The following is a 26,066-nucleotide window of genomic DNA, read 5'->3' on the forward strand; positions in this document are numbered from 1 at the left end:
AGAGCCAAGATTTATCAGATTTATTGAAACGCGAACCGGCCGATCGCTGCGCTATCGGTGCCATCCCTCGATGGTTAGCCCGCTCAGTTGCTCGGCCTCCTCGCGCGGCACGGTGCGCAAGGTCTGGGAGAAGGTCCAGACATGGCCTTCGGGGTCGCGCGCCCGATACTGCCGTTCGCCGTAGAAATGGTCGGCAGGCTCCTCGACGATTTGGGCTCCAGCCGCCATTGCCCGCTCACAATGCACGTCCAGGCCGTCTTTCAGACGCACACAGACCGACTGAGTGTTCTTGCCGCCGACGCTTACCGGACTGGCAATATGATCGGCCCATTCGGAATCGACGATGATGTAGCCGTCGCCAAAGCGCATTTCGGCATGGACCAGCCGTCCGTCGGCATCGCTGACCACCATGCTCGGCTCGAAGCCGAAGGCCGTTTCGAGCCATTTCAATGCGGCTCGCGGGTCCTTGTAGAAGACACCCGAGCCAAAGGTTGAGTGCTTGAAGGGATCGTCGATCGTCATCGGCCGGGCAACGTTCTGTCCTAGGCCTGCTCGGTGCGGGGGGCGGTCACGCGGCGGCGACGCTCGCCCTTCTGGTTCTGGACGATGCGCACCCGCTTGACGCGGCGCGGATCGGCGTCGAGCACGTGGAATTCGAAGCCGGGGATGGCTTGCACAACCTCACCACGCGCGGGCACGCGACCGAGCGTGTTGAAAATCATGCCGCCGATCGTGTCGACATATTCACCATGCTCACCGGCGGTAAAGTCCTCGCCGATCATCTTGGCGACCTCGTCGATCTCGGCCTTGCCGTCGACGACGAACACGCCCTCGCCGGTCTGGGTGATCAGCGGCTCGTCCTCGTCATGCTCGTCCTCGATATCGCCGACGACCATCTCGACGATGTCTTCCAGCGAGGCGAGACCATCGGTGCCGCCATATTCGTCGATGACCAGCGCCATCTGGGTTCGCGTCGTCTGCATATGGCCCATCAGGTCGGAGGCAAGCATCGAGGGCGGCACGAACAGCACCGGGCGGATCAGATTGAGGTCGCCGATGGTGCGGCCGAGATCGACCTGGGCGAGGTCGAGAAGCGTCGTTGCCGGCGTCTTCCTGGATGTTCTGCCCTTCTTGACCCGGGCGACCTTGGTGATGTGGGCCAGCACGTCGCGGATGTGAACCATGCCGCGCGGATCGTCGAGGGTCTCGGAATAGACCGGCATGCGGGAATGGCCGGACTGCTCGAACAGACCGAGCAGATCGCCCAACGTCGTGGTGATCTCGACGGCCTCAATATCGGCGCGCGGCACCATGACGTCCTCGACGCGTACCTCGCGCAGGCGCAATATGTTGTTGAGCATGGCGCGTTCGCCGGGCGAGAAAGACCCGGCATCGCTGGTCGTTTCGGCAAGCGCGCCGGCGATTTCCTCGCGCAGGCTGGTGCCGTTCCGCTGCCTGAAAAGGCCCAAGACGCGGTCGAACAGGGACGGACCGGCAGGCGATGGCTCGCTGGCAATACTACCAGAAGCGAGGCTGCCGGAACTGGGACTCGGACTCGATCCCTCTTCCGTCGTATCGGAAGGCTTTGTCGCACTGCCAGCCTCGGGGCGGGCGGCAGTTTCTGGTTTGTCGTTCATCGTCGTCCGGTCAATTGGTCTTTTGTCATTACGTGTAGGGATCGGGAATGGCAAGCCTTGCGAGCGCTGAGCGCTCGATGGCTTCCATCTCCTCGGCCTCTGCATCGGTCTCGTGATCGTAGCCCAGCAAATGCAGCAGGCCGTGGATGACGAGATGGGTGATATGGTTCTCGAAGGGCTTGTCTTCCAGGGCTGCTTCGCGCGCCACCGTCTCGGCGGCCAGCACGATGTCACCCAGCATGGGCGGCAGCTTGCCACCCCTGGGGAACGGAAAAGCCGGGAAAGACAAGACGTTGGTCGCCTTGTCCTTGCCGCGCCAGCCGACATTGAGGGTACGGATATGGGCATCGTCGGAAAAGACGATGCTGAGTTCGGAAGGACCGGCAGCAGCGGTTTCGGCAAAGGCAGCCGACACGGCGCGATCGACCAGACGCGTCAGCGCCGCCTCATCGGGCCAGTCGCCGGCCTCGACCGACATATCGATCTCGACGGGAACCGAACTGTCCCCGCCGCCAGGTCTTATGTCTTCAGGCATGAGCCCGCATCGTCACATCAGCTCTCGGCGCCGAGGCCGCGTGCCAGCTTGGCGTCGCGGTCATAGGCCCTGACGATTTCGGCCACCAGCGGGTGGCGCACAACGTCGACATCGTTGAAGCGCACGGTTACCGCGCCGGCCACGCCGTCAAGGACACGCAAGGCTTCGACGAGGCCCGACTTGGTGCTTGGAGGCAGATCGATCTGCGTCGGATCGCCGGTGACGATCATGCGCGAATTCTCGCCGAGGCGGGTCAAAAACATCTTCATCTGCATCGGCGTGGTGTTCTGCGCCTCGTCGAGGATGACGGCGGCATGCGCCAGCGTGCGGCCGCGCATGAAGGCCAGCGGCGCGATCTCGATGACCTCGGCGGCAATGGCGCGCTCGACCTTGTCGGCCGGCATCATGTCGTAGAGCGCGTCATAGAGGGGCCGCAGGTACGGATCGACCTTTTCCTTCATATCGCCGGGCAGAAAACCCAGCCGCTCGCCGGCCTCGACCGCTGGGCGTGACAGGATGATGCGCTCGACCATGCCGCGTTCGAGCAGCATCGCCGCATGCGCCACCGCCAGATAGGTCTTGCCGGTGCCGGCGGGGCCAATGCCGAAGACAAGTTCCGAACGCTCCAGCGCCCGCATATAGGCGTCCTGGTTGAGCGAACGGGCATAGATCGTCTTCTTGCGGGTGGAGATCTGGGCGGCCGAGACTTTGCCCTTGCGTTCCAGCGTCGGCAGCGTCAGCTGGTCGTCGGCGGCAATGGCCATGCGCACGGCGCCATCGACGTCGGACTGGCCAATGTCGGTGCCCTTCTGGAGAATGCCGTAGAGATTGTCGAGTGCGCGGCGCGCCTGTTCGGCCGCCGAGGCCGAGCCCTTGATGGTCAACTGGTTGCCGCGCGAGCGGATGTCGACGCCGAGCTTCTGCTCGAGCCGGGCCAAATTCTCGTCGAACTGACCGTACAGGGCGCTGGCAAGCTTGTTGTTGTCGAAAGTCAGAACGATGTGCGCCATGTCAGAGGCCCCGGATGTCTGGTTCTGGGGCAGAGTCTTCACTTCAGCAGCGCTCAACCGTCTCTCCTCATCTGCCGAGGCCATCAAGCCAACTCGGCGAACAGGCTATTGTAGCCCGTCTTCGTGATTCGCACCCGGATAATGTCACCGATTTCGCCGGCCTTTTCATCAACAATAACCGGCTGCAGCCAGGGCGAGCGGCCGACCTTCTGGCCGGCCTGACGGCCGGGCTTCTCGATCAGCGTGTCGATGGTGCTGCCGACCAGGCCCAGGCCGAAATCCTGCTGTTGTTTCAGCAGCAGCGCCTGCAGGCGTTGCAGGCGCTCGTCCTTGACCGCTTCCGGCACGTGATCGGGCATATCGGCGCCCGGCGTGCCGGGACGCGGCGAATATTTGAACGAGAAGGCCGAGGCGTAGTTCACCTGGCCCACCAGATCCATCGTCGCCTCGAAATCGGCGTCGGTTTCGCCGGGGAAGCCGACGATGAAGTCACCGGACAGCGCGATGTCGCCGCGTGCAGCGCGGATGCGCTCGAGCAGCGCCAGATAGTCCTTGGCCGTGTGCCTGCGGTTCATCGCCTTGAGGATGCGGTCTGACCCGGATTGCACCGGCAGGTGCAGATAAGGCATCAAAGCCGGGAGGTCGCGATGGGCAGCGATCAATTCGTCGTTCATGTCGCGCGGATGGCTGGTGGTGTAGCGCAGCCGCGCCAGGCCGGGAATTTCGGCTAGCCGGAACAGCAGACGGCCAAGCCCCCATTCCATGCTATCCTCACCCTTGCCGTGCCATGCATTGACGTTCTGCCCCAGCAGCGTCACCTCGCGCACACCGGCATCGGCCAGCCGCTCGGCTTCGGCGACGATCTGCGCCACCGGCCGCGACACTTCCGAGCCCCTGGTATAGGGCACGACGCAGAAGGTGCAGAATTTGTCGCAGCCTTCCTGTACCGTGAGGAAGGCGGTGACGCCGCGCTTGATCATTTCGGCACGCTTCGGCTGCGGCAGATGCTCGAACTTGTCCTCGATGGCGTATTCGGTCTCGACGATCTTCTCGCCGCCACGCACCCGGGCCAGCACATCGGGCAGCCGGTGATAGGTCTGCGGGCCGATGACCAGATCGACAGCAGGCGAACGGCGGATGATTTCCGCGCCTTCGGCCTGCGCGACGCAACCGGCGACGCCGATCAGCATTTCGCGCCCAACTGCTGCGCGTTCAGCCTTCATGTCGCGGATGCGGCCGAGCTCAGAATAGACCTTTTCCGCCGCCTTCTCCCTGATATGGCAGGTGTTGAGCAGCACCAGGTCGGCGTCGGCGATGACATCGGTTGCGGTGTAGCCGTCGGCGGCCAGCGCATCGGTCATGCGCTGTGAGTCATAGACATTCATCTGGCAGCCATAGGTCTTGACGAAGACCTTTTTGGCCGGGGCGGACGCCGCAGCAGCGCTTTGCGAGGCGCTGTCGGGGTCGTTCCGCTCTATCGTGTTCAAATCCATCCGGCGGCTTCTAACGCCTTTCCGTGACAAAAAACAGACGATTCTCGGGCATCGTCTCGTAGGCGCTCGGCCTGCGCTAGCGGCTCGGTCGGGGATCGGCGAGCGCGGCCTGCATCATGGCGCGCACCTGGCTTTCCATCATCCTCGACGTTTCCTTGCGGTTCGAGCCCTTGGAAAAGGCGATGGGCTCGCCGAAATGCACCTCGACGTCAATGGCGCCTTCGGCCATCAGCACCTTGAGATGCGGCATCAGGTCCTGATCGCCGATCCAGGCAGCGAGCGGCCGGTGGCGGCGGCCGAGGGGCACGCCGTGCACCCGCGTGTAGGCAATCGCCAGCGGCTGGATGAAGACCTGCTCGGCCGCGCCTTCCGAAATCGCCATCGAGGCGGCGCCGAACAAGGTGCTCTTGAACGGCAGGATGGTGTTGCCGTCGCCGGTAGAGCCCTCGGCAAACAGCACCATGGCGTCGCCTTTGGCCATGCGGCTGGCGATCTCGCTGGCCTGGTCGCCAGCTGTCCGCTTGCGCTCGCGTTCGATGAAGACCGTACGCTGCAGTTTCGACAGCCAGCCGATCAGCGGCCATCCCTCCATGTCCGCCCGGGCGATGAATGTCACATCGGCAAAGGAGCCGAGCACCATGATGTCGGTCCAGGAGATATGGTTCGAGGCGACCAGCAGCGGGCGCTGGCTGGACAGTGCGCCTTTGACATGGATGCGCAGGCCGAGCGTCCGGACGATGAGGCTGTGCCAGACCTTCAGAATGACCGTCTCGCGCCAGATTCCGGTCTTCATCGACAGCAGCTGCAAAGGCACAAGGACCAGCGAACCGACGACAACGAGGCTCAGCGCCAGGAAAATCCTGATTTTTCCGATCATGCAGCTTGGCCCTGCCCCAAAACTTTGGCTAGCGAAGATCGCGGCGCATGACAAGCGCGCCGGTAGGACCATGTTCGGTCGAGCGGTAATAATTGGCGCGGTGGCCGACTTGGCGGAAGCCCAACCGCCGGTAGAGGGCGATGGCAGCGACATTGGTCTCGTCGACCTCAAGGAACAGCGCCTCGGCCCGCTGCGCATGCAATTCGCGCAGTACCGCGTCCATCAACTGCCAGCCGAGCCCTTGGCGGCGATGCGAGCGCGCCACCGCCACGGTCAGAATTTCGCCCTCGCCGGCTGCAAGCCTGGCCAGCACGAAGCCGACCGGCGGCTTGGCGCCCTGGCCGATTTCGCGCGCGGCATAGCCGAACACGGTTTCCTGTTGGAGCAACGCGGCGAATTCGCCATCGGTCCAGGGCCGGACGAAATCCTCGCGATGCAGCACCGACGCTGCCGGGCTGTCGGCGATGGTCAGCGGCTCGAGCGCATAGTCCCTGCGGCGCGGCTGGAGGAAAGGGATGCGCATCACTTTTCCTGCCTCAACAGGATGAACCCGGCCTGCGGCTTGGCATCGGCGCCGCGCAGATAGAGTGGCTTCGGCTTGTCGCCCTCGCCTCTTGCAGCGGCGAGCCGGGCGTAGACGGCAATGTCGGCGGTGGCAGCCGTCGGGCCGATATCGAAATCGCGACCGGCCGCGGCTGCGATCTGCACGGCGGCCGTGCCGGCAAGCACCGGACGATTGTCCGCCGCCATTCCCGCGGCTTGCGCAAGTATGATCACCGCCGGACCATAGCGCAAAATCGCTTCCGCATCGTAAAGCGCGGCATGGATCTCCTCGCGGCCGGCATCGAGAGCAGCCAGGATCGGGCGGCCGGGAAATGCCGCCCTCGCCTCGGCCGCCAGCGCCTCCAGCGTCGTTACCCCGATCGCCGGGATCTTCAGCGCCAGCGCCAGGCCGCGCGCCGCCGAGACGCCCACCCGCAGGCCGGTGAAGGAACCCGGACCGACGGAGACCGCAACGGCGCCAAGGCCGGCATAATCGGTGCCGTCCGCTTTCAACGCTTCGTCAATGACAGCCATCAGGTGTTCGGCGTGGCCTTTGCCGAGATCGAGTACCGAGCGGCCGAGCTCTCTGCCGCCCGATGCGTCATAGACGCAAGCGGCGCAGAGATTGGCGGCACAGTCGATGGCGAGCAGTTTCATGGGCGACCGGTTCGAAAAACAGTCTCCCTCTGCCCGCCACGGCGCGCCGCCGCAAGAGCCAGCGCGTAAATTGTTAAGCGGCTTCGCTTCGGTGCAGGCCGGACGGCTTACGCCGCCGGCGCGATGCGCAGCATGTGGTTGTCCCAGACAAAGTCGGGCTCGGAGCGCGTCGCGCCGCTGCCTTCGATGATTTCGCCGGCACCCGTGGTTGCCATGAAGCCCGGGCCGTCGGGCGCCAGGCCGCAGACCTCGACCAGCGCCTTGGTGGCGACGATCTTGCCGCTGGCGGCGTCGATGACGGCCAGCGAATTGCCTTCCGGCGAAGACACCGCGACCGTGCCGGCAATCGGGTTGGCGGCGACCGAGCCGATGTAATTCCGGAAGCCGGATAGCACGTCCTGCGGCATGTCGAGCAGCTGCAGCCCCTTGCCGCGCGTGGCGCGGCCGACCAGCGGTGGCCGCTCGGTGCCCGGCCCGCGGTACTGGCAGCCGAACCAGATGGTGCCCGTGGGGTCGGCATCCATGTGGCGAATCGACAGCTGGTGCAGAGCCGGCGGCAGTTCGTGCTTTTCGATGAGATCGCCGGTTGTGCGATCGACCAGCACATAGGACGGCTTCATGGTGGCGATGTTGAGCTCGGCGCGGCCATAGTCGGGATGGGTCTCGATGCCGCCATTGGCGATGGCGATCGTCCGGCCGTCTCCGAGCAGCAAGAGCTCATGCGGCCCCATGCCATAGGTCGGAAACTCGCCGATGCGGCTGAACTTGGCCCGTGCGTCGTAGATCCCGACGACGCCGGCGGCATTGTCGAAATTGTTTTCGGTGGCGTAAAGCAGCGCGCCGTCGATGGAAAACACACCGTGGCCGAAGAAATGCCGACCGGTGATGCTGGCGATGGTCAGCGGCGGCTCGCGGCCGGCATGGTCGAAGACCACGGCGAAGGTGCCGGGTTGCCGGGCGAAGACCACGGAGCGCTTCGAGACCGGATCGAAGGTGACGTCGTGGCCACGGTCGGGCAGGTCGATCGCATGCAATACTTTTCCGGCTTCCGACAACACAGCGGCGCCAAAGCTGCCGTCGCGCTTGACGAAGGCGGTGGCAAAGACGGCATCGGCGGCAAGCGTGTCCGCCCAGGCCCGCGGCGCCATTGACGCGACGAAGCCGGCGCCGGCAGCTCTGAGAAAATCGCGGCGGTCCATCAGCGGCGTGCGTGTCGCAACCATTGGTCAGTCCCCGTCCAGTGACGAAAAGCCGGCGGTCAGGCCGAACTCGGCGGTTAGCCGGGTGCCGATCAAGCCCGACAGGCTGGAGGTGATCAGCGCGAAATGTTCGAGTTTTCCGCGCTCCGCGGGATCGGCGAGCGTCTTGTCGATCCGACCCTGGATGGATTTGGCAGTGGCAACGCCATTGATGAGCTGGATATGGATGGATTCCGCCATCCATCTGCTATCCTCGGGCAGCGCGTCGCCGAGCTTCGAGGCCTGGAACAGCGCATCAATGCCGGAGAGGTTGCCGGCTAATGAAAGGCCGGTGTTTTGCGAGCGCCGGTAGATCGCTTGCCTCGGCTTGTCACCCTGCGGTTTGGCGCCGAGAAAACCTTTGAGGCGCACCTCGCGGACCATTTCCAGCTCGTTGATGAAGACGCCGACCAGTTCGGTCACCGCTTCGGTGCCGTCGCGGTAAAGCGCATTGTCGGGTCCAGGATTAGCCCACAAGGCTGCAAAACCGTCCGGTTTTTTCCAGGCCGCGTCGACATCGGCCGCCATGGTCTCGATGTTCTTGGCGACTGCCGCGCCATAGGCGCAGCGATAGGGCTCGTCCTTGCCGACGAGCGTCTCGGCGCCGTCGCCGTAAAGCACGAACTCAAGCGCCCCTAATCCCTGCATCGCGACACTCTTGCCCGCCAGCTGCGCCGGATCGGTCGCGGTCGGATCCTTGCCGGCCAGCGCCGCCTGCACCTGCTTCAGGCCGATGCTCTTTCGGTCCGGCCAGTAGAGCATGCGCTCCAGCCGGTTGTTCTCCTTGATTGGCCCGAAGCCGATGATTTCAGCCGACGACCAGGCTGCGACCGTGGCCGAGAATCCGGCATGCGCGGCATCGAGGTTGCCCTGCGACGGCGCCTGGCAGAGCGCGTCCATGGCCTTCGCCAAGGTGCCGGCATGGCCATGCAGGCTGGCATAGGCGGGGCGGACAAATCCGTCGATCGCTCTTTGGATCACGTCGGAGGCTTTCACCGAGGCCGATACCGGGGACGCACCGAACAGAGCCAATGGGAGGAGTAGAACAGGCAAAACCCGCTTGAGCATCAGAATGACTCCAGGAATTTGATGAGAGCATCGCGGTCGGCCGTATTGGCGGCGGCAAAGCGATCGCGCGCCTTCTGCCCCTCGCCGCCATGCCACAGGATCGCTTCGGCAAGCGTGCGCGCACGCCCGTCATGCAGGAAGAAAGCGTTGCCGTTGACGGTCTTTGTCAGGCCGATGCCCCATAGCGGCGGGGTGCGCCATTCACTGCCCGTGGCATCGCCCACCGCCTGGCCGTCGGCAAGGCCAGGCCCCATGTCGTGCAGCAGAAAGTCGGAATATGGCCAGATCAGTTGGAACGCCTGCGCCTTGTTCCCGCGCATGGTGACGAATTTCGGCGTATGGCAGGCAATGCAGCCCATCTCGTAGAACAGCTTCTTGCCGGCGAGCACGGCGGGTGCGCCGACATCGCGCCGCGCCGGCACCGCAAGGTTCTGCGAATAGAAGGTGACGAGGTCCATCACCGGTGGTGGCGCCTCGATCGGGCCAAGCCGCTTCTGCACGCCGTTCGGCATGTCGAGGCAGGCCTTTTCAGCCGCGGTGCAATCGCCCCAGTGACTGGGCTCTTCCGGCGTCGAAATGCCGATATCGCCGGCAAAGGCGTCCGCCGCCTGCTGGCGGATCGACGCGGTCTGGGCCTTCCAACCGAAGCGGCCAAGCGTCAGTTGCCCACTGCTGAGGTCACGCACCATGTTGGGCTTGCCGGAAATGCCGTCGCGGTCGCCGGGATCGGCATGGGCAAGGATGTCGGCCGGCGCGATCTGTTCGATCAGGCCAAGGCCGATCATTGGCGGCGTCAGGCGCGGCGACAGCGTGGTGCGCGGGTCAAGCGGGGCGTAGCCAAGCCCGTCGACCGAATAGCTCGGCTTGCGCAGCCAAACCACGCTGCCGTCGCCGAGCGTGACCTTTTCCTCGCGATAATGGACATACATGCGGCCTTCGCCCTTGAGGCCGGGCACCGCCAGTTCCTGCAACTGCGTGCCGTAGACCGGATCGGGGAAGTTCAGCACCTTGTGCGCGGCGATCTCGGCCTTTTCCTCGGCCGTGCTCGCATCGCGCGCCAGCCGCAGGAACATCGACGTGGTGCGGCTGTCGGCGGCCGGCGGGCGGCCGCGGCCATCCTTCAAATGGCAATTCTGGCAGGCGCGCTCGTTGAACAGGGGTCCGAGACCATCCGAGGCCTGGGTCGAGGATGGCGACGACACCCAGTTCTTGCGGAAAAGCGCATTGCCGAGCTTGAAATTGCCCTGTTCCTCGAAGGTGATGTTTTCAGAGGGTTGCGAGAAAGCGTCGCGGTCGACCTGCCTGCGCGACGTGCCGGCGCCGCCTTGCATCGTTTCGAAGGATTCGGGCTTGGAGAAATCCTGGGTTGGCCTGGTAACGGCAAGGACGCGGGACCGGTCCTTCGGCGTCAGGTCGGTGCGGCTCGTGGCGAGGCCGACCGGTTCCGACGATCCGGCCAGGGCCGGGGCCAAAATTGCCGCCAGGATTACACCCGAAAGCCCACGAAACGCCTGATATCCCAGGTTTTTAAGGCGCAGCGGGCCGTTAGCCCGCCGCACGCGGCGCAGAATATCTAGGGGGCGCCGCATTCCTGCATGGTCCTATTCCGCCTCGTCCGCCGATGCGGCGTTGAGCTGGCCGTATTTTTCCTCGCCGATAGAGGCAAGGAGGTCGAGCTGCGTCTCGAGGAAGTCGATGTGACCTTCCTCATCCGCCAGCAATTCCTCGAACAGCTTCATCGTCACGTAGTCGCCGGCTTCGTTGCAGATCTCGCGCGAACGCTTGTAGGCGGTGCGTGCGTCATATTCGCCGGCGAGATCGGATTCGAGCACTTCCTTGACGTTCTGGCCGATGCGCAACGGCGCCACGGACTGCAAATTGGGATGCCCTTCGAGGAAGATGATACGGGCCACCAGCCGGTCGGCATGGTGCATCTCCTCGATCGATTCGGCGCGTTCCTTCTTTGCCAACTTGGCGTATCCCCAGTCTTCCAGCAGGCGGAAATGCACCCAGTATTGATTGACGGCGCCAAGCTCCAGGAACAGAGCCTCGTTAAGCCGCTCGATGATCTGCGGTTCGCCTTTCATGGATTCTGCTCCCATATTGGACGCGCAGGCCTCTGACGCGATCCAGGTGTGAAACGATGTCCACGCCGCTCGCCTCCGAACGGGTGTGGTAATTTTCGGTGACCCGAATGATCGTTTCGACCACATTTGGGAAGCAGCCGCAACAGCGACCGCGCTTTTGCATCGTGTGATAGACCTTCGCCGGCACGATCAGCTGCCAGGGGTCCTGATCCAGCAGATCGACGATCGTCTGCTCAATCTCCTTTTCGGTGATGATGTTGCAATGGCAGATCAGCATGGATTGGCTCTGGCTGACGGCGCCCCTCCGCGCCGTTTGGCTGGTGGTACGTCTTAGTTGAGCATGACCTTTTCCGAAAACCGGCTTCCACTTTTCGGGGTCATGCTCGCGGCTACTTGAACACCTTGTCCGGTGCGTCGAGGCTGTCGGACCCCTCGAAGGCTATGTTGTTCAGCTTCAGCGCGCCGACGGCGCGTTCGATCGACTTGGTCTGGTCGACCAGCGCGTCGATTGCCGCTTGCACGGTAGCATTGCCTTCGGTGTTGCCCTCGGCGATCTGCTGGTCGTAGGCCTCGCCGGCCACTCCCCGCGCCTTGATCGCCTCCATCTTGGCGACCGAGACATCGAGCTTGTCGTACAGTTCCTTGTCGATCGCCGGATCGGCCGCCTTGACCATATCGTGCACCGACGGGCCTGAAACGACGGCGCCGTCGGTGCGCGTGTAGCTGGCGAGATAGGCGGCGCGGATGCCGATGGCGTCATAGAGATGCGAGTTGTAGGTATTATCCGAGAAGCAGTCGTGCTCCTCTTCGGGATCTTGCAGCAGCAGGCCGAGTTTCATGCGCTCCCCGGCCAGTTCGCCGTAGGACAGCGAGCCCATGCCGGTGAAGATCACCGAGATAGCGGTGTTCGGCTGGCCATCGACGAGGTTCTTGCGGGCGGCGCCGTCTTCCTTCCAGTTGCCGACCATCTCCTGCAGGTCGGAGACCAGAAGATCGCTGGCCGACTTCAGATACTCGGCCCGGCGATCGCAATTGCCGCCGGTGCAGTTCTTGAGGTCATAGTCGGTGTACGGACGCTCGCCGGCGCCCGGGCCGGTGCCGTGCAAATCCTGGCCCCAGAGCAGGAATTCGATGGCGTGATAGCCGGTGGCGACATTGGCCTCGATGCCGCCGGCCTCCTGCAGCGTGCCGGAGAGGAATTCCGGCGTCAGCCTGGAGGCGTCGACCTTCTTGCCGTTGATCTCGATTTCCTTGTTGGCGATGACATTGGCGGTGTAGAGCGCGTTGGCGTCGGACTCGGTGCCGTAGCTCTTGGCGACGTAGTCGATCAGCCCTTCGTCCAGCGGCCAGGAGTTCACCTTGCCTTCCCAGTCGTCGACGATCTTGTTGCCGAAGCGGTAGACCTCGGTCTGCTGGTAGGGCACGCGCGACGCCTTCCAGGCATCGCGGGCGGCATTCAGCGTGTCCGCCGACGGGTTGGCAAGCAGCGCGTCAATAGCCTTGTCGAGTGCCTGCGCCGTGGTCAGCGAATCCTCGTACTTGGCCAGCGCGATGTCGGAATAGGTCTTGATGACCGCCTTGGCATCGATCTCCGCCGCTTTGGCCGGCAGGATGAAAACCGCCGCCGTCAACATAGCCGTGGCACCGATCGCAGCCAGCCTGCCGCCATATCGCGCTGTCATCATCATTCTCCAGTTCAAAGGGAATTCGGTAAAAGGCGCGCGTGCCAAACGGTGCCAAGACATAGGCATGCCGTAGGTCACGACAGATGCCGCGCCGCTCTGCGGCTCACGGAAGAAAGACACCAAATGCCTCCAATCGAACGGGTTCAAGGCCCAAACATCAAAGGGATGCGCTGACGCGCGAGCCTCCATAAAACGATGGCGAGGCCGGAAGTCAACTGGTGAGCCTTAGAAAATTCAATTGAAACAACAGTTTAGAATTATTCTAAACTAGGACTGTCAACTTTAAATCGTATAGCCAGCAGCCAAGATGAGAGACGGCGCGATTGACAAGCGACCGTTCCGGGTGCGACCCGGACCGGGGCTCTTGCGACGGCGGCAGACAATCGCCATCTGGCGGAACGGCTCACAATCAAAGCATGATGTCGTCCGAAAACCGCTTCACACTTTCGGCATCATGCTCCAGATTTGAAACAGGAATTCGGTTTGCGATGAAGAACGGGGTCGTCATTCTCGGTGCGGGTCATGCGGGCGTGCAAGCGGCCGCCAGCCTGCGCGAGGAAGGCTATGACGGGCCTGTCATACTGATCGGCGACGAAACCGATCTGCCCTATCACAAGCCGCCGCTGTCGAAGACCTTCATCAAGGACGCCGATGCCAAGCCGCAACCCTTGCGCGGCGAGGCCTTTTACACCGGCAGCGCCATCGACTTCAGGCCGGGCATCCGAATAGACAGCCTCGATACGGCAGGCTGCAAGCTGGAGGTAGCGGGCGGCGGCGTGCTGCCGTTCGACCGGCTCATCCTGGCCACCGGTTCGCGGCCGCGGCTTCTGCCGCTGCAGGGCGCCGACCTCTCGGGCGTGCTGTCGCTGCGCTCGATCGCCGATGCGCGGCTGATCCGCGCGCTCAGCGCCCAAAGCGAAGACGTGGTCATCCTCGGCGGCGGCTTCATCGGGCTGGAGATCGCGGCAACGCTGAGGGCCGCCGGCCGCAACGTCACCCTGGTCGAGGCTGTCGACCGGCTGCTTGGCCGCGCCGTGGCGCCGGTGGTGGCGAGCCATGTCCGCCAACGGCTGGAGGCGATCGGCGTGCGTATCCTCACCGGCACCACCATTGCCAGGCTGGAAGGGGAAAACGGCCATGTCTGCGCTGCCATCACCTCCACCGGCGAAAGGCTGCCCGCGCGCATGGTCATCGTCGGCATCGGCGCCGTGCCGAATGTCGAACTTGCGCAGGCTGCCGGACTGACTGTCGCCAATGGCATCCGCGTCGACCAACAGATGCGCACCTCAGTGCCTGATATTCTGGCCATCGGCGACGCCGCTTCCTACCGCCACTGGTCGACCGGCGGCGACGTGCGGCTGGAATCGGTGCAGAACGCCACCGACCAGGCGCGGCTTGCCGCACGCACGATCACCGGCCATACGGACGCGTATGCGGCGGTGCCGTGGTTCTGGTCTGACATCGGCGACATGAAACTGCAGATGGTCGGGCTGACCTCGGGCGGCGACAGCCATGTCGTGCTGGGCGACCTCGCTGAGAACAAGTTCTCGATCTACCACTATGCTGGAAGCCGGCTGCTCGGCATCGAATCCGTCAACAGGCCGGGCGACCATATGCTGGGCCGCAAGATGCTCGGGGCCGGGTTTTCGCCGATGGCGCAGACGATTGCTGAGGGACCTGACGGGCTGAAGGCTGCACTGGCAGCGTTCCAGCAGGATGAGCCGGCACGGGCTGCGGGCTAGACGCACTTACCCTCCCCCTTGTGGGGAGGGTCGCTGCGAAGCAGCGGGGTTGGGGTCGGCGCGAGGCCCCCCACCCGGACCTGCGGTCCGACCTCCCCACAAGGGGGAGGTAGGGTTTGCGCTAGGCAGCGCAGACTTCGCGGATCGAGCTTTCCAAAATGTCGAGCGCCTCGTTCATGACATTGTCCTGGATGGTGATCGGAGCCAGGAAACGGATGACGTTGCCGTAGACGCCGCAGGTCAGCAGGATCAGCCCCTTGTCGAGCGCCTTCAGCCGGATCGCATTGGCGATCTCGGCCGACGGCAGGCCCTTCTTGACGTCGTTGAACTCGACCGCGTTCATGAAGCCGAGACCCCTGATGTCGACAATCTCGGGCACATCGTCGCGGATCGACTGCAGCCGCTGTTTCAGCCGGGCGCCCAGCGTATTGGCGCGGTCGCACAGCTTTTCGTCCTCGATTACGTCGAGCACGGCGTGTGCTGCGGCGACACCGATCGGGCTGCCGCCATAGGTGCCGCCGAGCCCGCCAGGACCGGGCGCATCCATGATCTCGGCGCGGCCGGTGACCGCCGCCAGCGGGAAGCCGCCGGCCAGGCTTTTCGCCATGGTGGTAATGTCGGCCGCGACCTCATGATGATCCATGGCGAACATCTTGCCGGTGCGGGCAAAGCCGGTCTGCACCTCATCGGCGATCAGCAGCATGCCGTGCTGGTCGCAGAGCTTGCGCAGCGCCGTCAGGAATTCGCGCGGCGCGTCGTAGAAGCCGCCCTCGCCCTGGACCGGCTCGATGATGATGGCGGCAACGCGAGCCGGATCGACATCGGCCTTGAACAGTTTGTCGAGTGCGGCCAGCGAATCGGCTGTAGACACGCCGTGCAGCGGCACCGGAAACGGCGCGTGGTAGACGTCGCCCGGCATGGCGCCGAAGCCGACCTTGTAGGGCACGACCTTGCCGGTCAGCGCCATGCCCATGAAGGTGCGGCCGTGGAAGCCGCCGGCAAAGGCGATGACGGCTTGGCGGCCAGTGGCGTTGCGGGCGATCTTGATGGCGTTCTCGACGGCTTCAGCACCCGTAGTGACGAAGATGGTCTTCTTCTCGAACTTGCCGGGCAGCATGCCGTTCAGCCGTTCGGCCAGCCTGACATAGCTCTCATAGGGCACGACCTGGTGGCAGGTATGGGTGAAGCGGTCGAGCTGTGCCTTGACCGCCTCGATCACCCTGGGATGGCGGTGGCCGGTGTTGACGACGGCGATACCGGAGGAGAAATCGATGTATCGGCGGCCTTCTACATCCCAGATCTCCGAATTCTCGGCGCGGTCGGCATAGATCTGCGTCGTCATGCCGACGCCGCGCGAGATCGACTGGTTCTTGCGCTCAGAAATGGCTGCGTTCTTCATTTCGTCCCTCATCGGGCCGACGCCCGTTCTCGTTAGATGAATGCCAAGGCCTCTTCTGACCTTATTTCACGTTTTCCTCAAGTTGGCACCGCCGCCGGGCGATTGGGCCTGTCGTCGATGCGGGCCACTTCGACAGACCGGTCTTAACCAGCCGACCGATACACGTACGGGGCAGTCCGTGACAGCTCACCCGTCACCGGGAACGGCGAAGCGATCCCGCTCGCCGCGGTGGCGAACTTCCGCTACGACCTCGAACAGCCGACGGTGTGGCGGCGCAACCGCATCCCGATGATCACCGTTCGCGCAGGCCTCGTTGGCGACGTGCTGCCGGCCACCGTCGTCAACGAATTGAAGCCGTCGGTCGACGCCTTCATCGCCAAACTGCCGCCCGCTATTCCGTTGCAACCGCCGGCTCGGTCGAAGAAAGCGCAAAAAGCCAGGGACCGATCGCAGCGGTGGTGCCGCTGATGCTGTTCGTGATGGCGACCATCCTGATGATCCAGTTGCAAAGTTTTCAGCGCCTGTTCCTGGTGGTGGCGGTGGCGCCGCTCGGCCTGATCGGCGTGGTCGCGGCCCTGGTGCCGAGCGGCGCACCGCTCGGCTTCGTCGCCATTCTGGGCGTCCTGGCGCTGATCGGCATCCTGATCCGCAACTCGGTGATCCTGATCGTGCAGATCAAGGATCTGGTGGCCGAGGGCCAAGACCGCTGGGAAGCCGTATCGAAGCGACCGAGCACCGCATGCGGCCGATCGCGCTGACGGCCGCGGCCGCCAGCCTGGCGCTGATCCCGATCGCGCGCGAAGTGTTCTGGGGCCCGATGGCCTACGCCATGATGGGCGGCATCATCGCCGGCACGGCGATCACGCTGCTATTCCTGCCGGCGCTTTATGTGACGTGGTTCAGGATCAAGGAGCCTAAGCAGGGGGACGAACCATCTGTTCCGGACAACGGCGAACTGGCGCAAAGCTCGACTTAGCCCTGCTGCATCACTCGTTGTCGTTGGAGGGTACAGGGAGTGATTTAGCGCGCTGCCAGGGCGACAATTTTGAATCGCGCCAAGCATGCCAGCCTTTTGGCAAATCGGCCAATTCCAGGATGCTCTCATCCCGCTGAACCACATTCTGGAGGCTGACGAGCATTATCTCGGGTTCATCTCGATTTTTCTTGTCGCTGCTATGAAATTGCCAACTGCCACCCTCATCGTTGTGGTTATCGTCGTCATCAGCTTCGTGCACAACGTATGCGATCCAGTCACCACGTTTAAATATGCTTGTGTCCGACAACACCGCGACGTTGGGTGGGTCTTCGAACTTCCATTCCGCCATAGGAAACCCCAGATTCAAGCGGTCCGCACAAACCCCTCGCTCGCCCTCAACAGATTGCGCGTATAATCCTTCTCCACCCGATGCCCGATCAGCTGGCCCGCGGTGAGATTTTCCACCGCTTCGCCATTCTGCATCACCATCAGGCGCTCGCACATATGGGTGATGATGGCGAGGTCGTGGCTGACCATCAGGAAGGTCAGCTTGCGCCGACGGCGAACCTCTTCCAGCAGGTTGAGCACTTCGGCCTGCACCGAAGCGTCGAGCGCCGAGGTTGGTTCGTCGAGCAGCAGGATCGACGGTTCGAGGATGAGCGCCCGCGCGATCGCCACGCGCTGACGCTGACCGCCGGAGAGCTGGTGCGCGTAGCGGAAACGGAAACCGTTGCCTAATCCGACCTCGTCGAGGGCGCGCTGGATGCGTTGCTCGCCATCGGCAAAGCCGTGAATGGCGAGCGGTTCCTGTAGCAGGCGGTCGACGGTCTGACGCGGGTGCAGCGAACCATAGGGGTCCTGGAAGACCATCTGCACTTCGCGATAAAAAGCCTTGTCGCGGCGCGCTCCCAGCGTCTTGCCATTGACCGTGATAGTACCGGATGCGACAGGCACCAGGCCGGCAATGGCTTTGAGCAGCGTCGACTTGCCGGAACCGCTCTCGCCGACCAGGCCGAAGGATTCGCCGGACTTCACCTCGAGGTTCGCCCCTTTCAGCGCGCGAAAACGGTCGAACACCACCTCCAGCCCTTCAATCGAAATGGCTGGCGTCATGCCGCCCACTCCGGCTTGCGGTCGAGCACCGGCAGCGGGTGGCGTTCGTAGCCGATCCTGGGCATGCAGTTGAGCAGGCCGCGCGTGTAGGGATGCTGGGCGTCGCGCAGCTCCGACGCCTTGAGCTGCTCGACCACCTTGCCGGCATACATGACGATGACGCGGTCGCAGAAGGAGGCGACCAGCCGCAGATCGTGCGAGATGAAGATCAGACCCATGCCGCGCTCACTGACCAAGCGGTCGAGGATGCCGAGCACATCGAGCTGCACGGTGACGTCGAGCGCCGAGGTCGGCTCGTCGGCGATCATCAGTTCCGGTCCGGCGATCAGCATCATTGCGATCATGGCGCGCTGGCCCATCCCGCCGGACACCTCGTGCGGGTGCAGGTCGAAGACACGCGAAGGGTCGCGGATCTGCACAGCTTCCAGCATGGCCAGCGCCCGCTCGCGCGCCTCGGCCTTGGAGACCTTTTCATGCGTGCGCAGCGTCTCGACCATCTGGCGGCCGATGCTCATCACCGGGTCGAGCGAGTATTTCGGATCCTGCAGGATCATGGCGATGCGTTTGCCGCGCAGCGCCCGGCGCTGGCGGGCGGGTATGTCCAAAAGATCGATGCCGTCCAAGGCGAGCTTCTTGGCCGAAACCAGAGCCTGCGGCGGCGTCAGCCCCATGATGGCGCGGCCGGTCTGCGACTTGCCGGAGCCGCTTTCGCCGACAATGCCCAGCCGCTCTCGGCCAAGCGAAAAAGTGACGCCGCGCACTGCCTGGATGAGGCCGGTGCGAGTCGGGAAGGTGACGCGCAGGTCGTCGATATCGAGAAGTGCACCACTCATTGATCACCGCTCATTGGTCGCCGCTCCGGGGATCGAGCGCGTCGCGCAGGCCGTCGCCGAGCAGGTTGAAGCCGAGACTGACGATCAGGATGGCGAAGCCCGGTGCGCCGGCCACCCACCATTGGTCGAGCACGAAGCGGCGGCCGGACGCGATCATGGTGCCCCATTCCGGCAGAGGCGGCTGAGCGCCGAGGCCGAGGAAGCCGAGGCCGGCGGCGGTGAGGATGATGCCGGCCATGTCGAGCGTCACCCGGATGATCAGCGAGGAGATGCAGAGCGGCATGATGTGGCGCAGCACGATGCGGAACGGCGAGGCGCCCATCAATTGCACCGCCTTGATGTAATCCGAATTGCGCACGGTCATCGTCTCGGCCCGCGCAATTCGGGCGTAAGGCGGCCACGAGGTGATGGCGATGGCCAGCACCGCGTTTTCGATCCCGGGGCCAAGGGCGGCGACAAAGGCCAGTGCCAGGATCAGCTTGGGGAAGGCGAGGAAGATATCGGTAATGCGCATCAGAATGGCATCGGTCCAGCCGCCGGCATAGCCGGCGACGGTGCCGACCAAAAGGCCGATGGGGGCCGCTATGACAGCGACGAGAATGACGACATAGAGGGTCCAGCGTGAGCCAAAAAGAATGCGCGAATAGATATCGCGGCCGAGATCGTCGGTGCCGAACCAATGCGCCGCACTCGGCGCCAAAAGCCGGGCATTCTTGAGTTCGCCGATAGTCGGCGAATAGGGCGCCAGCACATCGGCAAAGGCGGCGACCAGCAGCAGCGCGATGATGATGAGCAGGCCGAGAAACGCCAGCCGGTTGGCGGAAAAGCGCCGCCAAGCGACGTAGGCGCGGCCGAGCCGTGCCTGCATGCGCGAGGCCGGCCGATCACTGAGCAGCCAATCGCGGCGCGTTTGGATTGCTTCGGCGCTCATCCTGTCTTCGTCCTCGGATCGAGCACCTTGTAGAGAACGTCGGACAGGAGATTGATGCCGATGAACACCGAACCGATGACGATGGTGCCGCCGAGCACGGCGTTCATGTCGGCGTTCTGCAGCGAATTGGTGATGTAGAGGCCGATGCCGGGCCAGGAGAACACCGTCTCGGTCAGCACCGAACCTTCGAGCAGCCCGGCATAGGACAGCGCGATCACCGTGACCATCGGCACCGCGGCGTTGCGCAGCGCATGGCCCCAGATGATTCGCGTTTCAGACAGGCCCTTGGCGCGCGCGGCGACGATGTATTCCTGCGACAGCTCGTTCAGCATGAAGGAGCGCGTCATCCGGCTGATATAGGCGAGCGAGAAATAGCCCAGCAGCCCTGCCGGCAGGATGATGTGGCGGTAAGCGTCGTAGAAGACATCCCACTGGCCCTGCAGCGCGGCGTCGAGCAGGTAGAAGCCGGTGATCGGTGTGAATGTGTACTCGTAGACGATGTCGAGGCGGCCGGGAAAAGCCACCCATTGGAGCTTGGCGTAGAACAGGACAAGCCCCAAAAGCCCGATCCAGAAGATAGGCACGGAATAGCCGATCAGGCCGACAATGCGAACGATCTGGTCGATGAGACTGCCGCGTTTTACCGCTGCCAGCACGCCGAGCGGCACGCCGATCAACGAGCCTATCAGAGTGCCCAAAGTCGCCAGTTCGATCGTTGCCGGAAAGGCACGGCGTATGTCGGTCATCACAGGATTGGTGGTCAGCACAGAGGTGCCGAAATCACCGTTCAGCGCATGCTTGAGATAGATATAGAATTGCTCGATCAACGGCAGGTCGAGCCCCATCTCGCGGCGGGTGCGCTCGACGACATTGGCCGGTGCGCGGTCGCCGAGCACCGCCAGCACCGGATCGATCGGAATGATGCGGCCGATGAAAAAGGTCACCGCGAGCAGGCCGAGATAGGTGGTGACGGCGATGACCAGGAAGCGGCCGATCGCCAACAAGATAGCGACGGCGCGGGCGCTTCCCTGCCCCGCCGTCGCCTGGTTTTCAATCGCGCTCATCAGGGCGCGTCCGCCGGCGCTATTCCTTGGAGACCGGGCCGACGAAGTTGGTGTCGAAGCTCGGACCGAGCGCAAAGCCTTTCAGGTTTTTGCGCAGGCCTGCCACTTCCAATTGCTGGTGGATGATTACGAAGGGGCTGGTGTCGAGGATCGTCTTTTCAAGGCTCTTGTACATATCGGCGCGCTTGCCGGCATCCTTCTCCAGCAAGGCTGCTTCGGTCTGCTTTGTCAGGTCCGGGATGTCCCAGGCATTGCGCCAGGCCAGCGTCTTGGTCTTGCCTTCATCAGAATTGTCCGGGTTTGAGGCAAAGGTCTGGGCGTTGGAGTTCGGATCGAAATAGTCCTGGCCCCACTGGCCGATATAGATGTCATGATTGCGGGCGCGGTATTTGGTCAGCGTCTGCTTGCCGTCGCCCGGGATAATTTCCAGCTTGATGCCGGCCTGGCCAAGCGTCTGCTGGATCGATTCCGCCATGCCCGTTGTCGGCTGTCCCGTGCGTACGTCCATGGTTACGCTGAAGCCGTCGGCCAGGCCGGCCTTGGTCAGCAGTTCCTTGGCTTTGGCGACGTCGAACTTGAACGGATTTTCGTCCAGTTCGCCCAGCACGCCCTTGGGCAGGAAGGTCTGGTGAATCTCGCCAATGCCCTTGAGGATGGTCGTGCTCAGCGCATCGTAGTCGACCAGATATTTGAACGCCTGGCGAACCTCGGGCTTGGCGAGGTTCGGATTCTTCTGGTTGAGACTGATGTAAAAGACCGTGCCCTTCGGCGCGCTGGTCGTGGTGAGATCGGCATTCTTGGCGATGGCGTCGAGATCGTTCGGCTCGAGGTTGCGGGCAACGTCGATGTCGCCTGCTTCGAGCGCCAGGCGCTGTGCCGAGCTTTCCTTCATGTTGCGGTAGATGACGCGGGCGAGCTTGGCCTTCTCGCCATTGTAATTGTCGTTGCGCTCCAGCACGACGACCTCATTGGCCCGCCATTCGCGCAGCTTGTAGGCGCCGGAGCCGGCATAACCGGTCTTCAGGAAGGCGTTGCCGAAATCGTTGTCCCATTTGTAGTCGGCACTCGGCGTCACCGCGGCGACATGTTCCTTGACCAGCTTTGCGTCGACGACCGAAGCGACCGTTGCCGACAGGCAGTTTAACACGAAGCTCGGCGCATAGGCCTTGTCGACGGTGAACTGGAAGGTGGTATCGTCGACGGCCTTGGCCTTGTCGGCAACATTGTCGCCGCTGATGCCGAACTGGTTGATGATGAATGCCGGCGGCTTGTCCAGCTTGATGGCGCGCTCGAAGGAATAGGCGACATCGGCGGCCGTCAGTGGATTGCCCGAAGCGAACTTTAGGCCGGGCTTGAGCTTGAACGTATAGACCAGGCCGTCGTCGGAGACGGTCCAGCTCTCGGCAAGGTCGCCCTTGACCTTGGAGGTGTCTCTGAGATCGAGGCGGACCAGCAGATCATAGGTGTTGCCGGTGACCTCTGCGGTCGACAGTTCGAAGGCCTCGCCCGGATCCATGGAGATGATGTCGTCGATGGCAAAACCTTCGACCAGCGTGTCGGCGGGGGTCACGGCAAAGGCCGGCGCGACGCCAATGAGCAGAGCGGACATGGCAGCACCTGCGAGCCAGACGCGCGAACGTAGAGCAAACTTTTCCATCATCATGATGATTGTTCCCTGTTTTGTTGATTGTTGACCCCGAGTTCCCGGCTCAGGGCTGCAGTAATCTTTTTCGCGGCCGGAGGACGACCGTTAGACACATACCGTGTTGATTTTTTTCCAGTTGGTCAACACCCTATCCGGCAGCCCTCCAACCGGCAACGGGCATTTTGCGAGCCGGCATACTGGACCGGAATACGCTGTGCGCGTCGAAGCATGGGCGACCCAATTGCAGCCGCCGATGGGGAAAAATCTGCTCTTTTCGGTGTTACTTGATGGCAGCAACCAGATCGGCGTCGGGGAAGCAGGTGGCGGGGCGGCCATTCTTTTCCTGCCAGCTGCCGATCGAGCGGCGGGTCTTGAAGCCGGGCAGGCCGTCGGCGCTGCCGACATCGTAGCCCTTGGCCTCCAGCGCCCGTTGCAGCGCGGCGATGTCGGAACGATGCAGGCCGCCAACCGCACCCCAGCTGCCGACGAAATCAGCATCGCCATGGGCGATGCGGTCAGCGCCCTGGCCGATGAACAGGGCGTACAGGTCGCTGGTGTTGTACTGTTTCAGCACGTAGAAATTGGGCGTGGCGATGAAGGCGGGGCCGCTGCGTCCGGCCGGCATCAAAAGGAATCCTTCCGCTTTCGGTTCGCCGGCCGGAAAGGCTTTGCCGCCGACGCGGCTGATTCCCATCGCCGCCCAGGCTGAGATTTTCTTGCCCTGGTCGGGACCTTCGAGCGAGCAGGAAACGCTTTCCGGCACCGTCACCTCGAAACCCCAGCCACGCCCCTTCACCCAGCCATAGTGGACGAGATAGTTGGCGATCGAGGCCAGCACGTCCGGCGTCGAATTCCAGATGTCCGGGTGCCCATCACCGTCGTAGTCGACGGCGTGCTTCAGGAACGAGGTCGGCATGAATTGCGGCTGGCCGAGCGCGCCGGCCCAGGAGGATTTCATGGCGCCGACCGGCGCCAACCCATGCTCGACGATCTCAAGCGCCGCCAGCACCTCGGTGCGGAAGAAGTCCTTCCTGGTCGACATGAACGCCTTGGTGCCGAGAACCTCGAAGGCGTCGTAGGGCATTTTCGCCGCGCCGAAGCCGGTCTCGCGGCCCCAGATCGCCAACAGTATCTCGCCCGGGACACCGTAGCGCTTTTCGATCGCAGCCAGCGTCCTGGCGTTGGCCGCCTCGCGCGTGCGCCCACCTGACGTGACGGCGCGCACCGTCTTTTCGGCGAAATAGGCGCCAGGCGAACCGAACTCGGCCTGATGCTGTTTTTGCGGGGTTTTGGGTTTCTCGCCAGGCAGGACGAGGTCGGGTAGTTTGAGGTTCGGCTTCACGCCGTTGAAAGCGGCGTCGAAGGTGGATTTGGAGATGCCTTTGGTCTGGGCTTCGGGCCAGAGATCGGTTTGCAGCCAGGCGCGGAACTGGTCATCGATTTTGGCAGCGGAGGCGGGGGCTACAAAAAGCAGGGCAACAAGGGATGCGAGAAGCGCAACGAGCGCCAATCCGAAAGATCCGCGTTCTGTCGCGCCCCCCTCTGTCCTGCCGGACATCTCCCCCTCAAGGGGGGAGATTGGCTGTCGCTTCGGTTTTCGCCAACCACCAGCGTTGAAAGAAGAATGCCGCCCGAGAAGCTGCTGATCTCCCCCCTTGAGGGGGAGATGTCCGGGAGGACAGAGGGGGGTGTTTGGCGCAAACCTCGAAGAATGCGAAGCTTTCATGTCGCACATCCTGCCCGCCAATTGCGTCAAAACGCCGTCCGCGAGCGCAAGGCCGCCGCCAGCGTCCCCTCATCCAGATAGTCGAGTTCGCCGCCGACCGGCACGCCATGCGCAAGCCTGGTGACCTTGATCTCGAAACCCGAGAGCTGGTCGGTGAGATAATGCGCCGTCGTCTGGCCCTCGACCGTGGCGTTGACGGCGAGGATCACCTCCTTCACCTCGCCGCCGGCGACGCGGTCGACCAGCGAGCGGACATTGAGCTGGTCGGGGCCGATGCCGTCGAGCGGCGACAGCGTGCCGCCGAGCACATGGTAGCGCACATTCATGGCCGCCGCCCGCTCCAGCGCCCAGAGGTCGGAGACATCCTCGACGACGATCAGCGTCGAGGCATCGCGGCGCGGATCGGTGCAGATCATGCAAGGGTCGGAGGTATCGACATTGCCGCAGGTCGTGCAGATGCGCACCTTGTCGGCGGCTTCAGCCATGGCGGCGGCGAGCGGCGACAAAAGCTGCTCCTTCTTCTTGATGAGGTGCAGTGCCGCACGCCTGGCCGAACGCGGCCCTAGCCCCGGGACCTTGGCCAGGAGCTGGATCAGGCGTTCGATCTCGGGACCGGCGATTCGCTTCGACATCGCACTGATCTAGGGTTTTTCCGCGCGCTTTGAAACATCGCCGCATACGCACCGAGCCCGCCATGCTGCCATGGCGGGCTTGGAAACTGTTTTAGGCGTCAGTAAGCTGACGCTGGCCGGGTCTGGTCGATAATCATCGCGCCGATAGCGTCGGTATTCTCAGGCGTCGACTGGAAGCCCATCGACGCTTCCTGCGTTGCCGATGGAACCGAGGTGATGTAGCGGGCGTTCAGCGTGCCGCCGAAACGCGAGGCATCGGGCTCGGCCATCGGCTCCTGCATCGCCACCTCCGTCTGCTTGGCGGCGACGCGGGCGCTCTTGGCGGGCGCCGCGGAAGCCGTCACATAGGTCTGCTCGGCCGGGGCACGTGTCGCCTTGGCTGCGCGAACCGCCGCGGCCTGCTTGGCAGGATCTGGACGGACAATGGTCTTCACCACCGGCTCGGCGTAGGCAACCTGCACCGGCGCTTCAGGCACAGGCGCGCGCGGCTGCGCCGAGGCAACCATGGTCGTGGATTCATCCGGCAGCGGCTGCCAGTTGCGACCGCGCTTCTCGTAGAAGGCGTTGCCGCCGGCAACCATGGTGTAATGCATGTTCTTGTAGGGGAACTTCAGTCCGGCGGTGTGGAAGTACATCGTGTTCTTAAGCTTGGCCTTGCGCTCGCCCTTGAGCACCGCATCGGCGGCCTCCTCGACATCGGGCATCGCTTTCGAATTCATCGCCCGCGTCATCACGCCGGGCGCGAACTGGCCCGGTTCGCCAACCACTTGGCAAATGGTGCTGCCATGATTGCCGGAGCGCAGCCGGTTCATCACCACCGTGCCGACGGCGATCATGCCGTCACGGCTCGAGCGGTTGGACTCGAAGAACATCGCCCGCTCCAGGCATTCCTTCTCCTTCGGCGTGTTGCGGTAGGCGCGCGTCGAAAGGAAGCTGGGCGTGATGGCGTCGGTCAGGCTGGCGACCGACAGGCCGTGCGAAGACGTGGTCTGGCTGCAACCGGCCAGGAACATAGGAGAGAAGATGATGCCGAGCAGAAGCGGCGTCTTCCATCGCGTCGCGATCAACAAAAATGCCTCATTGTCCACATTCCAGCCAGCACCGAGATGTGGCAAGAATGAGACTATTAAAGGCAAAAAGATGGCTAAAGTATTAGGTTTCGTGCAGCATAGGTA

At 63.5% G+C, this 26,066-nt stretch carries 25 protein-coding genes and 1 pseudogene; 2 read left to right on the forward strand and 24 right to left on the reverse strand.

Annotated features, from left to right (window positions below; all coding sequences use genetic code 11):
- Positions 1-51: 51 nt before the first annotated feature.
- From NKI06_RS08925 to NKI06_RS08990, 14 genes are all read right to left on the reverse strand, one after another.
- Positions 52-522, reverse strand: a complete 471-nt coding sequence (locus NKI06_RS08925) for a VOC family protein (RefSeq protein ID WP_352838660.1) — start codon at positions 520-522, stop codon at positions 52-54.
- Between the two features lie 20 nt (positions 523-542).
- On the reverse strand, positions 543-1,637 hold the full coding sequence (locus NKI06_RS08930) for a hemolysin family protein (protein ID WP_023818830.1): 1,095 nt from the start codon (positions 1,635-1,637) through the stop codon (positions 543-545).
- Positions 1,638-1,665: 28 nt separating this feature from the next.
- On the reverse strand, positions 1,666-2,172 hold the full coding sequence (gene ybeY / locus NKI06_RS08935; RefSeq protein ID WP_023755164.1) for an rRNA maturation RNase YbeY: 507 nt from the start codon (positions 2,170-2,172) through the stop codon (positions 1,666-1,668).
- A gap of 17 nt (positions 2,173-2,189) precedes the next feature.
- Positions 2,190-3,182: a PhoH family protein gene (locus tag NKI06_RS08940; RefSeq protein WP_027049340.1), complete on the reverse strand. Its 993-nt coding sequence runs from the start codon at positions 3,180-3,182 to the stop codon at positions 2,190-2,192.
- 83 nt (positions 3,183-3,265) lie between these two features.
- Positions 3,266-4,675: a tRNA (N6-isopentenyl adenosine(37)-C2)-methylthiotransferase MiaB gene (gene miaB, locus NKI06_RS08945; protein WP_352984912.1), complete on the reverse strand. Its 1,410-nt coding sequence runs from the start codon at positions 4,673-4,675 to the stop codon at positions 3,266-3,268.
- A gap of 76 nt (positions 4,676-4,751) precedes the next feature.
- The gene (gene olsA / locus NKI06_RS08950; protein ID WP_023682014.1) at positions 4,752-5,552 is read right to left on the reverse strand and encodes a lyso-ornithine lipid O-acyltransferase; all 801 of its coding nucleotides are present in this window, start codon (positions 5,550-5,552) and stop codon (positions 4,752-4,754) included.
- 28 nt (positions 5,553-5,580) lie between these two features.
- Entirely contained in the window at positions 5,581-6,075 is a 495-nt protein-coding gene (gene rimI / locus NKI06_RS08955; protein WP_352459199.1) for a ribosomal protein S18-alanine N-acetyltransferase, read from the reverse strand.
- Positions 6,075-6,752 carry a tRNA (adenosine(37)-N6)-threonylcarbamoyltransferase complex dimerization subunit type 1 TsaB gene (tsaB, locus tag NKI06_RS08960; RefSeq protein WP_352984914.1) on the reverse strand — a complete coding sequence of 226 codons (678 nt, stop codon included), beginning with the start codon at positions 6,750-6,752 and terminating at the stop codon, positions 6,075-6,077. Before tsaB ends, rimI begins: the two co-directional genes overlap by 1 nt.
- Positions 6,753-6,859: 107 nt before the next feature.
- The gene (locus NKI06_RS08965; RefSeq protein ID WP_352984916.1) at positions 6,860-7,975 is read right to left on the reverse strand and encodes a DUF1513 domain-containing protein; all 1,116 of its coding nucleotides are present in this window, start codon (positions 7,973-7,975) and stop codon (positions 6,860-6,862) included.
- Between the two features lie 3 nt (positions 7,976-7,978).
- Entirely contained in the window at positions 7,979-9,058 is a 1,080-nt protein-coding gene (locus NKI06_RS08970) for an imelysin family protein (RefSeq protein ID WP_352984918.1), read from the reverse strand.
- Positions 9,058-10,647: a di-heme oxidoreductase family protein gene (locus tag NKI06_RS08975; RefSeq protein ID WP_352858879.1), complete on the reverse strand. Its 1,590-nt coding sequence runs from the start codon at positions 10,645-10,647 to the stop codon at positions 9,058-9,060. Before NKI06_RS08975 ends, NKI06_RS08970 begins: the two co-directional genes overlap by 1 nt.
- A gap of 12 nt (positions 10,648-10,659) precedes the next feature.
- The gene (bfr, locus tag NKI06_RS08980) at positions 10,660-11,145 is read right to left on the reverse strand and encodes a bacterioferritin (RefSeq protein WP_023669537.1); all 486 of its coding nucleotides are present in this window, start codon (positions 11,143-11,145) and stop codon (positions 10,660-10,662) included.
- Positions 11,111-11,422: a (2Fe-2S)-binding protein gene (locus tag NKI06_RS08985; RefSeq protein WP_023669536.1), complete on the reverse strand. Its 312-nt coding sequence runs from the start codon at positions 11,420-11,422 to the stop codon at positions 11,111-11,113. Before NKI06_RS08985 ends, bfr begins: the two co-directional genes overlap by 35 nt.
- 112 nt (positions 11,423-11,534) lie before the next feature.
- Positions 11,535-12,827 (reverse strand): imelysin family protein, encoded by a 1,293-nt coding sequence (locus NKI06_RS08990; RefSeq protein WP_023703489.1) that lies wholly within the window; start codon positions 12,825-12,827, stop codon positions 11,535-11,537.
- Positions 12,828-13,318: 491 nt separating this feature from the next.
- Between NKI06_RS08990 and NKI06_RS08995 the strand changes: the two genes are divergently transcribed.
- Entirely contained in the window at positions 13,319-14,572 is a 1,254-nt protein-coding gene (locus NKI06_RS08995) for an NAD(P)/FAD-dependent oxidoreductase (RefSeq protein ID WP_352984920.1), read from the forward strand.
- Between the two features lie 121 nt (positions 14,573-14,693).
- Here the strand turns inward: NKI06_RS08995 and NKI06_RS09000 are convergent, their stop codons facing one another.
- Positions 14,694-15,971, reverse strand: a complete 1,278-nt coding sequence (locus NKI06_RS09000; protein ID WP_023669533.1) for a 4-aminobutyrate--2-oxoglutarate transaminase — start codon at positions 15,969-15,971, stop codon at positions 14,694-14,696.
- Positions 15,972-16,166: 195 nt separating this feature from the next.
- Between NKI06_RS09000 and NKI06_RS09005 the strand changes: the two are divergent.
- Positions 16,167-16,947: pseudogene (locus NKI06_RS09005) on the forward strand (efflux RND transporter permease subunit); the annotation flags it as partial.
- A gap of 10 nt (positions 16,948-16,957) precedes the next feature.
- Here NKI06_RS09005 and NKI06_RS09010 read toward each other — a convergent pair.
- The 9 genes from NKI06_RS09010 to NKI06_RS09050 all read right to left on the reverse strand — a co-directional run bounded on the left by NKI06_RS09010 (position 16,958) and on the right by NKI06_RS09050 (position 25,958).
- Positions 16,958-17,296, reverse strand: coding sequence for a DUF2185 domain-containing protein (locus NKI06_RS09010; RefSeq protein WP_023755172.1), 339 nt, complete (start codon positions 17,294-17,296; stop codon positions 16,958-16,960).
- 14 nt (positions 17,297-17,310) lie between these two features.
- Entirely contained in the window at positions 17,311-18,060 is a 750-nt protein-coding gene (locus tag NKI06_RS09015) for an ABC transporter ATP-binding protein (RefSeq protein ID WP_023669527.1), read from the reverse strand.
- Complete coding sequence (locus NKI06_RS09020; RefSeq protein WP_352984921.1) at positions 18,057-18,893, reverse strand: ABC transporter ATP-binding protein; 837 nt, start codon at positions 18,891-18,893, stop codon at positions 18,057-18,059. The genes NKI06_RS09015 and NKI06_RS09020 overlap by 4 nt, the downstream gene beginning before the upstream one ends.
- A 10-nt stretch (positions 18,894-18,903) precedes the next feature.
- On the reverse strand, positions 18,904-19,824 hold the full coding sequence (gene nikC, locus NKI06_RS09025) for a nickel transporter permease (protein WP_023738173.1): 921 nt from the start codon (positions 19,822-19,824) through the stop codon (positions 18,904-18,906).
- Complete coding sequence (locus tag NKI06_RS09030) at positions 19,821-20,888, reverse strand: ABC transporter permease (RefSeq protein ID WP_023682025.1); 1,068 nt, start codon at positions 20,886-20,888, stop codon at positions 19,821-19,823. The genes nikC and NKI06_RS09030 overlap by 4 nt, the downstream gene beginning before the upstream one ends.
- A 19-nt stretch (positions 20,889-20,907) precedes the next feature.
- A complete protein-coding gene (locus NKI06_RS09035) occupies positions 20,908-22,551 on the reverse strand; it encodes an ABC transporter substrate-binding protein (RefSeq protein WP_352984923.1) in 1,644 nt (547 codons plus the stop codon).
- A 262-nt stretch (positions 22,552-22,813) separates the two neighbouring features.
- Positions 22,814-24,091, reverse strand: coding sequence for a lytic murein transglycosylase (locus NKI06_RS09040; protein WP_352984924.1), 1,278 nt, complete (start codon positions 24,089-24,091; stop codon positions 22,814-22,816).
- A 194-nt stretch (positions 24,092-24,285) separates the two neighbouring features.
- On the reverse strand, positions 24,286-24,891 hold the full coding sequence (recR, locus tag NKI06_RS09045) for a recombination mediator RecR (protein WP_023696745.1): 606 nt from the start codon (positions 24,889-24,891) through the stop codon (positions 24,286-24,288).
- Between the two features lie 98 nt (positions 24,892-24,989).
- The gene (locus NKI06_RS09050) at positions 24,990-25,958 is read right to left on the reverse strand and encodes a cell wall hydrolase (RefSeq protein WP_352984926.1); all 969 of its coding nucleotides are present in this window, start codon (positions 25,956-25,958) and stop codon (positions 24,990-24,992) included.
- Positions 25,959-26,066 lie beyond the last annotated feature (108 nt).

Origin of the sequence: Mesorhizobium sp. M0772, assembly GCF_040320135.1 — a bacterium.
Classification (GTDB): domain Bacteria; phylum Pseudomonadota; class Alphaproteobacteria; order Rhizobiales; family Rhizobiaceae; genus Mesorhizobium.

Coding starts and splice junctions, on each gene's coding strand:
- NKI06_RS08925 (WP_352838660.1), bottom strand. CDS start 522: ATGACGATCGACGATCCCTTCAAGCACTCAACCTTTGGCTCGGGTGTC.
- NKI06_RS08930 (WP_023818830.1), bottom strand. CDS start 1,637: ATGAACGACAAACCAGAAACTGCCGCCCGCCCCGAGGCTGGCAGTGCG.
- ybeY (WP_023755164.1), bottom strand. CDS start 2,172: ATGCCTGAAGACATAAGACCTGGCGGCGGGGACAGTTCGGTTCCCGTC.
- NKI06_RS08940 (WP_027049340.1), bottom strand. CDS start 3,182: ATGGCGCACATCGTTCTGACTTTCGACAACAACAAGCTTGCCAGCGCC.
- miaB (WP_352984912.1), bottom strand. CDS start 4,675: ATGGATTTGAACACGATAGAGCGGAACGACCCCGACAGCGCCTCGCAA.
- olsA (WP_023682014.1), bottom strand. CDS start 5,552: ATGATCGGAAAAATCAGGATTTTCCTGGCGCTGAGCCTCGTTGTCGTC.
- rimI (WP_352459199.1), bottom strand. CDS start 6,075: ATGCGCATCCCTTTCCTCCAGCCGCGCCGCAGGGACTATGCGCTCGAG.
- tsaB (WP_352984914.1), bottom strand. CDS start 6,752: ATGAAACTGCTCGCCATCGACTGTGCCGCCAATCTCTGCGCCGCTTGC.
- NKI06_RS08965 (WP_352984916.1), bottom strand. CDS start 7,975: ATGGTTGCGACACGCACGCCGCTGATGGACCGCCGCGATTTTCTCAGA.
- NKI06_RS08970 (WP_352984918.1), bottom strand. CDS start 9,058: ATGCTCAAGCGGGTTTTGCCTGTTCTACTCCTCCCATTGGCTCTGTTC.
- NKI06_RS08975 (WP_352858879.1), bottom strand. CDS start 10,647: ATGCGGCGCCCCCTAGATATTCTGCGCCGCGTGCGGCGGGCTAACGGC.
- bfr (WP_023669537.1), bottom strand. CDS start 11,145: ATGAAAGGCGAACCGCAGATCATCGAGCGGCTTAACGAGGCTCTGTTC.
- NKI06_RS08985 (WP_023669536.1), bottom strand. CDS start 11,422: ATGCTGATCTGCCATTGCAACATCATCACCGAAAAGGAGATTGAGCAG.
- NKI06_RS08990 (WP_023703489.1), bottom strand. CDS start 12,827: ATGACAGCGCGATATGGCGGCAGGCTGGCTGCGATCGGTGCCACGGCT.
- NKI06_RS08995 (WP_352984920.1), top strand. CDS start 13,319: ATGAAGAACGGGGTCGTCATTCTCGGTGCGGGTCATGCGGGCGTGCAA.
- NKI06_RS09000 (WP_023669533.1), bottom strand. CDS start 15,971: ATGAAGAACGCAGCCATTTCTGAGCGCAAGAACCAGTCGATCTCGCGC.
- NKI06_RS09010 (WP_023755172.1), bottom strand. CDS start 17,296: ATGGCGGAATGGAAGTTCGAAGACCCACCCAACGTCGCGGTGTTGTCG.
- NKI06_RS09015 (WP_023669527.1), bottom strand. CDS start 18,060: ATGACGCCAGCCATTTCGATTGAAGGGCTGGAGGTGGTGTTCGACCGT.
- NKI06_RS09020 (WP_352984921.1), bottom strand. CDS start 18,893: ATGAGTGGTGCACTTCTCGATATCGACGACCTGCGCGTCACCTTCCCG.
- nikC (WP_023738173.1), bottom strand. CDS start 19,824: ATGAGCGCCGAAGCAATCCAAACGCGCCGCGATTGGCTGCTCAGTGAT.
- NKI06_RS09030 (WP_023682025.1), bottom strand. CDS start 20,888: ATGAGCGCGATTGAAAACCAGGCGACGGCGGGGCAGGGAAGCGCCCGC.
- NKI06_RS09035 (WP_352984923.1), bottom strand. CDS start 22,551: ATGATGATGGAAAAGTTTGCTCTACGTTCGCGCGTCTGGCTCGCAGGT.
- NKI06_RS09040 (WP_352984924.1), bottom strand. CDS start 24,091: ATGTCCGGCAGGACAGAGGGGGGCGCGACAGAACGCGGATCTTTCGGA.
- recR (WP_023696745.1), bottom strand. CDS start 24,891: ATGTCGAAGCGAATCGCCGGTCCCGAGATCGAACGCCTGATCCAGCTC.